This window comes from Streptomyces sp. LS1784, assembly GCF_020103755.1.
Classification (GTDB): Bacteria; Actinomycetota; Actinomycetes; order Streptomycetales; family Streptomycetaceae; genus Kitasatospora.
Map to the genome: position 1 here is coordinate 1 of NZ_JAHSQD010000518.1, position 5,992 is coordinate 5,992.

Annotated in this window: 5 protein-coding genes and 1 pseudogene; all 6 read left to right on the forward strand. The window is 74.5% G+C overall.

Going from position 1 to position 5,992, the window contains the following annotated elements; translation table 11 throughout:
- Positions 1 to 357: pseudogene (locus KS423_RS36435) on the forward strand (NADH-quinone oxidoreductase subunit L); the annotation flags it as partial.
- A gap of 53 nt (positions 358 to 410) precedes the next feature.
- Positions 411 to 1,991, forward strand: coding sequence for a NuoM family protein (locus KS423_RS36440; RefSeq protein WP_224284027.1), 1,581 nt, complete (start codon positions 411 to 413; stop codon positions 1,989 to 1,991).
- A gap of 56 nt (positions 1,992 to 2,047) precedes the next feature.
- Complete coding sequence (locus tag KS423_RS36445) at positions 2,048 to 3,592, forward strand: NADH-quinone oxidoreductase subunit N (RefSeq protein WP_224284031.1); 1,545 nt, start codon at positions 2,048 to 2,050, stop codon at positions 3,590 to 3,592.
- A 153-nt stretch (positions 3,593 to 3,745) separates the two neighbouring features.
- Positions 3,746 to 4,609 (forward strand): zinc metalloprotease HtpX, encoded by an 864-nt coding sequence (htpX, locus tag KS423_RS36450; protein WP_224284028.1) that lies wholly within the window; start codon positions 3,746 to 3,748, stop codon positions 4,607 to 4,609.
- A 194-nt stretch (positions 4,610 to 4,803) separates the two neighbouring features.
- Positions 4,804 to 5,229, forward strand: a complete 426-nt coding sequence (locus KS423_RS36455) for a BlaI/MecI/CopY family transcriptional regulator (protein ID WP_224284029.1) — start codon at positions 4,804 to 4,806, stop codon at positions 5,227 to 5,229.
- Between the two features lie 3 nt (positions 5,230 to 5,232).
- On the forward strand, positions 5,233 to 5,992 hold a 760-nt coding region (locus KS423_RS36460; RefSeq protein WP_224284030.1), incomplete at its 3' end, for a M48 family metalloprotease.

Below are 5,992 nucleotides of genomic sequence, written 5' to 3' on the forward strand. Positions count from 1 at the left end.
GGCCGTCCGGCCCCGGCCGTCGCGGGCCGGGTGCCCGAGCAGGGCGGAGCCCCGGCCACCGAGGTGATCGTCGGCGACCCCGGGCGCACCCTGCTCGGCCCGCTGTTCGGCCCGGCCCGGCACGGCTTCGGCGTCGACCGGCTGTACCACGCGCTGTTCGTCCGCCCGGTGGGCGCCGCCGCCGAGCTGGTCCGCTTCCTCGACCGCGAGGTCGTCGAGACCTACGTGCGCGGCAGCGGAGCGGGTGCCAACCTGCTGGGCCGGGCCGTCCGGCTCGCGCAGACCGGAAACGCGCAGACGTACCTCAGCGCCCTGCTGGCCGCGGTCGTCCTGCTGGCCGTCCTGGTGGCGGTGTAGCCGGTGCCGCTCTCCTCCACCTCCGTCTCCTCGACCGCTCCCGGGAGCCCCCGATGAACGCAGTCCTCATCGCCCTCCTGGTGCTGCCGCTGCTCGGCGCCGCGCTCACCCTGGCGCCGGTGTTCGGGCCGGACCGGGCCGTCGCCGACCGGCGGGCACTGCGGCTGAACACCGTCGTCACCGGCGCGGTGTTCCTGCTCACCGTCGCCCTCGCGGCCGGCTTCGACCACGACGAGCCCGCCCGGATGCAGGCCACCACCGACGTGTCCTGGATCCCGGCCCTGCACGTGCGCCTCCACCTCGGGGTGGACGGCATCTCGCTGCCGCTGATCGTGCTGACCGCGCTGCTCACCTTCCTCTGCGCGCTGTACTCGGAGAAACGGCTGCCGGAGGGGGACGCCCGGGGCGGAACCCCCGATGAGCCCCGTCCGTCCGCGCAGGCCTTCGTCGGGCTGTTCCTCCTCCTCGAAGTCGGCATGCTCGCCACCTTCGCGGTGCTGGACCTCCTGCTCTTCTTCCTGGCCTTCGAGATCGTGCTGATCCCGATGTACTTCCTGATCGCCCGCTGGGGGAGCGGCGCGAAGGTCCCGGCCGCCAACCGGTTCATCCTCTACACGCTGCTCGGCTCGGCCGTGATGCTGCTCGGCTTCCTGCTGATCGGCAGCAAGGCCGGCACCTTCGACATGCAGGCCCTGGCCGCCGCGCACGGCGGCGGCCTGAGCCACACCACCCAGGTGATCGCCGCGCTGGCGATCCTGGTCGGGCTCGCGGTCAAGGCCCCCGCCTGGCCACTGCACAGCTGGCTCCCCGACGCGCACACCGCCGCCCCGACGGTGGGCTCGGTGCTGCTCGCCGGCGTGCTGCTGAAGATGGGCACCTACGGTCTCGTCCGCGTCCTCCTCCCCGCCGTGCCGGACGGCGCCGCCACCCTGGCCCCCTACCTGGGCGCCTTCGCGGCCGTCGGCATCGTCTACGGCTCACTGGCCTGCCTGGCGCTGGCCCGCCCCGGATCCAAGGGCGACCTCAAGCGCCTGATCGCGTACTCCTCCGTCGGCCACATGGGCTTCGTGCTGCTCGGCATCGCCTCCCTCACCCCGGTGGGCGTCAACGGCGCGCTGTTCGCCAACATCGCCCACGGTCTGATCACCGGTCTGCTGTTCTTCGTCGTCGGTGCGCTCAAGGACCGCTACGGCACGGCCGACCTCGACACCCTCTCCGGCGCCACCGGCGCCGCCCTGTACGGCCGGGCCCCGCGGCTCGGCGCGCTGCTCGCCTTCGCCGCCGTCGCCAGCCTCGGCCTGCCCGGCCTGGCCGGCTTCTGGGGCGAGCTGCTCGCCATGTTCGGCGCGTTCGACCCGGCCGGCGGCCTGTCGCGCCCCGCGTTCGTCACCTACATGGTCCTGGCCGGCCTCGGCACCCTCCTCACCGCCGCGTACCTCCTGATCGTGGTCAAGCGCGTCTGCATGGGGGACCCCGGGCAGCCCGCACCGGTGGCCGAGCTCGCCGACCTGCGCCCGTACGAGGCCGTCAGCTGGACGCCGCTGGCCGCGCTCACCCTGCTCGCCGGCCTGTGGCCCGCGCTGCTGCTCGGCCTCTCCGACCCCGCCGTCAAGCACCTTCTCGGGGGTGGCTGACCGTGCTCGCAGCCCAGACCGCCGCACTCGGACCTCACTCCACGGGGCAGCACACTGTGACCTCCCTCGCCGTAGCCAACCCGGGCAGCCTGATCCAGTCCGTGGACTGGGTGGCGATCGCGCCCCCGCTGATCGCCGCCGTGGCCGCCCTCGCCGTGCTGCTCACGGACCTGTTCCTGCCCGAGCGGCACAAGAAGTGGCTCGGCCGCCTCACCGCGGCCGGACTCGCCCTCGCCCTCATCGCGCTCCTTCCCCTCACCGGACCGTCACCCCGGGCGACCTTCTGCGTGCAGAACGTAGCAGGGGGGTCTGACAACGGCGGCTGCTCGTACGTCGCCGACCACTTCGCCCTGGTGTTCCAGCTGCTCGCCCTCGGCGGCGCGCTGATCGCGGCGCTGCTGTCGGTGCACACCGTGGAGAGCGAGAGGCTGCCGCGCGGCGAGTACTGGTTCCTGCTGCTCTCCAGCGCCACCGGCGCCGCCCTGCTGCCCGCCTCCCGCGACCTCGCCACCATGGTGATCGCCCTGGAGGTCGCCTCGCTGCCCGCCTTCGCCCTGGTCGCGCTGCGCCGGGACGGCCGGGGCGCGGAGGCCGCGCTCAAGTTCTTCGTCTCCTCGGTGACCGCGACCGCCGTGATGCTGCTCGGCGTCGGCTTCGTCTACGCGGCCGGCGGCAGCCTGCACCTCGACGCCGTCGCCCGGGGCCTGGAGCACGCCCCCGGGCAGCTCAAGCCGCTGGCCGAGACGGGGGCCGTGCTGACCCTGGTCGGCTTCGCCTTCAAGGTCGCCGCCGTCCCGTTCCACTTCTGGGTTCCCGACACCTACACCGGCGCCCCGCTGCCGGTGGCCGGCTACCTCTCGGTGGTCGGCAAGGCGGCCGGCCTGTCCGGGCTCGCGCTCGCCACCACCATCGCCTTCCGCCCGTACGCCCACACCTGGGGCCTGGTGCTCGCCGTGCTGGCGGCCGTCACCATGACCGTCGGCAACGTCGGCGCGCTGCGGCAGCGCTTCGACACCCGGTACAGCGCGGTGCGGCTGCTCGCCTGGTCCTCGGTCGGCCAGGCCGGGTACCTGCTGGTGCCGCTCGCCGCGGCCGGCTACGCGCCCACCGGCGTCGACCCCCTCGGCGCCACCGCGGCGTACGCGCTCATCTACGGCGTGGTGAACCTCGGCGCCTTCGGGGTGGTCGCCGCCGTCGGACGCCGGGCCGGGACCAGCGTGGACGACTTCCGCGGCCTGTTCGCCCGCAGCCGCTGGACGGCGCTGGCGCTCGCCTTCTTCCTGCTCTGCCTGGCCGGGCTGCCGCCGGGCGTGGTCGGCCTGTTCGGCAAGGTCGTGGTGTTCCGCGCGGCGGTCGACGCCGGACTGGGCTGGCTCGCCGTGGTGATGGCCGTCAACGTGGTCGTCGCCCTGTACTACTACCTGCTGTGGACGGCCCGGCTGTTCGCCCCGGCGGGCGACGCGCCCCTCGGAGAGGCCACTGCCGGGCACCGCCTGCCGACGAGCCTCACCGCGACGCTGGGGCTCACCGCCTCGGTCGCCGTGGTCCTCTCGGTGGCGCCGCAGCTGGTCCTCCAGGTGGCGGGCGGGTCGCTGTTCTGAGCCCGCGCCGCGCCGAGCCGGGGGTGCGGCCCGGCGGCCCCGCGGCGGTGTCGCGTCGGTCACAAGGGAACAAGGTCCCCGGCCCCACCCGTTGACCGGGCAAGAGGGACGAGGCAGAAAGGGCTTCCCCACCGCGCCATTGGAGGGCCTGACGTGCACAGCCGGCACAACGGACTGAGGACCGCGGTCCTGCTCGGAGGCCTGTCGGCGCTGATCCTGGTGATCGGCAGCCTCTTCGGCCGCACCGGCTTCGTGATCGCCCTGCTGGTCGCCCTCGGGACCAACGCCTACGCCTACTGGAACAGCGACAAGATCGCGCTGCGGGCCATGCGGGCCCGGCCGGTCAGCGAGTTCGAGGCACCCGGGCTGTACCGGATCGTCCGCGAGCTCTCCACCTCGGCCCGCCAGCCGATGCCCCGCCTCTACATCTCCCCGACCCCGGCCCCGAACGCCTTCGCCACCGGCCGCAACCCGCGCAACGCGGCGGTCTGCTGCACCGAGGGCATCCTGCAGATCCTGGACGAACGCGAGCTGCGGGGCGTGCTCGGGCACGAGCTGAGCCACGTCTACAACCGGGACATCCTGATCTCCTCCGTGGCCGGGGCGCTCGCCTCGGTGGTGATGTTCCTGGTGAACTTCGCCTGGCTGATCCCGTTCGGGCGCGACGAGGACGACGACGGCCCGGGGCTGTTCGGAATGCTCGCCATCATGATCCTCGGCCCGCTCGCGGCCGGGCTGATCCAGATGGCGGTCAGCCGCTCCCGCGAGTACCAGGCCGACGCCGACGGGGCCCGGATCACCGGCGACCCGCTCGCCCTCGCGAGCGCCCTGCGGAAGCTCGACGACGGCACCCGTCGGCTGCCGCTCCCGCCCGAGCCGCAGCTCCAGACGGCGAGCCACATGATGATCGCCAGTCCCTTCCGCCCCGGCGAGACCGGCGCCCGGCTCTTCTCCACCCACCCGCCGATGGCCGAGCGCATCGCCCGCCTGGAGCGGATGGCGGGGTACGGACGGTAGCGCGGCCACCGGCCTCCGCGCCTCCCGCACCGCCGCCGCCGCGTGATCCCGCCGAGGCGGGCCCCTCGGGCGGCGGGGGCGGCGCCGTACGCCCCCGAACCCCTTGCTCCGACCGGTTCGGCGCGGCCCCGTGCTCGTTAGGATGAACCCGCGCCCGTCGGTCCGGGCGCGGCATCCGGAGGGAGTGGGCCGTCATGGCAGACGAGAGGAACGTCCCGGCGGCCGGGGACGCGCCGGCCCGACGACGCGGCCAGGGCGAGCTGGAGGCTCAGGTGCTCGGGGTGCTCCAGCAGGCGCCCGGCCCGGCCGCCGCGGGATGGGTCCAGGAACGCCTGGAGGGCGACCTGGCGTACACCACGGTGATGACCATCCTGTCCCGGCTGCACGCCAAGAACGCCGTGACCCGGACCCGCTCCGGCCGTTCCTACCTCTGGCAGGCCTCCTCGGACGCCGCCGGTCTGGCCGCGCTGCGGATGCGCCGGATGCTCGACGGGGAAGCGGACCGGGACGCCGTCCTGGCCAGTTTCGTCAGCGCGCTGCTGCCGCACGACGAGGAACTGCTCCGGGCGCTGCTGGACGCCGCGTCCGCCGATCCGGCAGCGCCCGACCGTGAGAGCTGACCCGTGGGCCTCTTCGTCTTCCTCCCGCTCGTCCTGCCGCTCACCGCGGTCCCGATCGCGCGCCTGACCGAGCAGCACCTGCATCCGCGCGGCGCCACCCGGCTGATGACCGTGATCAGCGCGGTGATGGCGGTGTGCAGTGCGCTCTGCCTCGGGCTGATCGGGGTGGTGGGCACCGCGCAGATCCCCGGCAACCCGCTGCCGGACAGCTGGTCAGACCCGGAGGTGCGGGCCGCGCTGCCGTACCACGAGACGGTCGGCACGGCTGCGATGTGGCTGCTGGCCCTGGTGGGCCTCGCCTGCGCCCGGACGACCGTCCGGCACCTTCGGGTGCGGGGCCGGGCCCGCCGGGCACTGAGCGGGCTGCCCGCCGGGCCGGGGGAGAGCGGCGACCTCGCGGTGCTGCCGGACCGCAGCCCGTACGCCTACGCGCTGCCCGGATCGCCCGGCCGGGTGGTGGTCTCGACCGGGATGCTGGCCGGCCTGGCTGCCGACGAGCGTGAGGCGCTGCTCGCGCACGAGCGGGCGCACCTGCGCCACCGGCACCACCGGTACCTGCTGACCACCCAGCTCGCCGCCTGCGTCAACCCGTTCCTGCGGCCGTTGCAGAAGGCGGTGGCGTACAGCGCGGAGCGCTGGGCGGACGAGGAATCGGCGCAGGCCGTGGGGGACCGCCGGATCACCGCGCGGGCGGTGGCCCGGGCGGCCCTGGTCTCGCACGCCGCCCCGGCGCCCGGCTTCGCGGCCTTCGCCGCCCCGGCCG

Excerpts from the sequence above, each read along its gene's own strand:
- KS423_RS36440 (WP_224284027.1), top strand. The coding sequence starts at position 411 with ATGAACGCAGTCCTCATCGCCCTCCTGGTGCTGCCGCTGCTCGGCGCC.
- KS423_RS36455 (WP_224284029.1), top strand. The coding sequence starts at position 4,804 with ATGGCAGACGAGAGGAACGTCCCGGCGGCCGGGGACGCGCCGGCCCGA.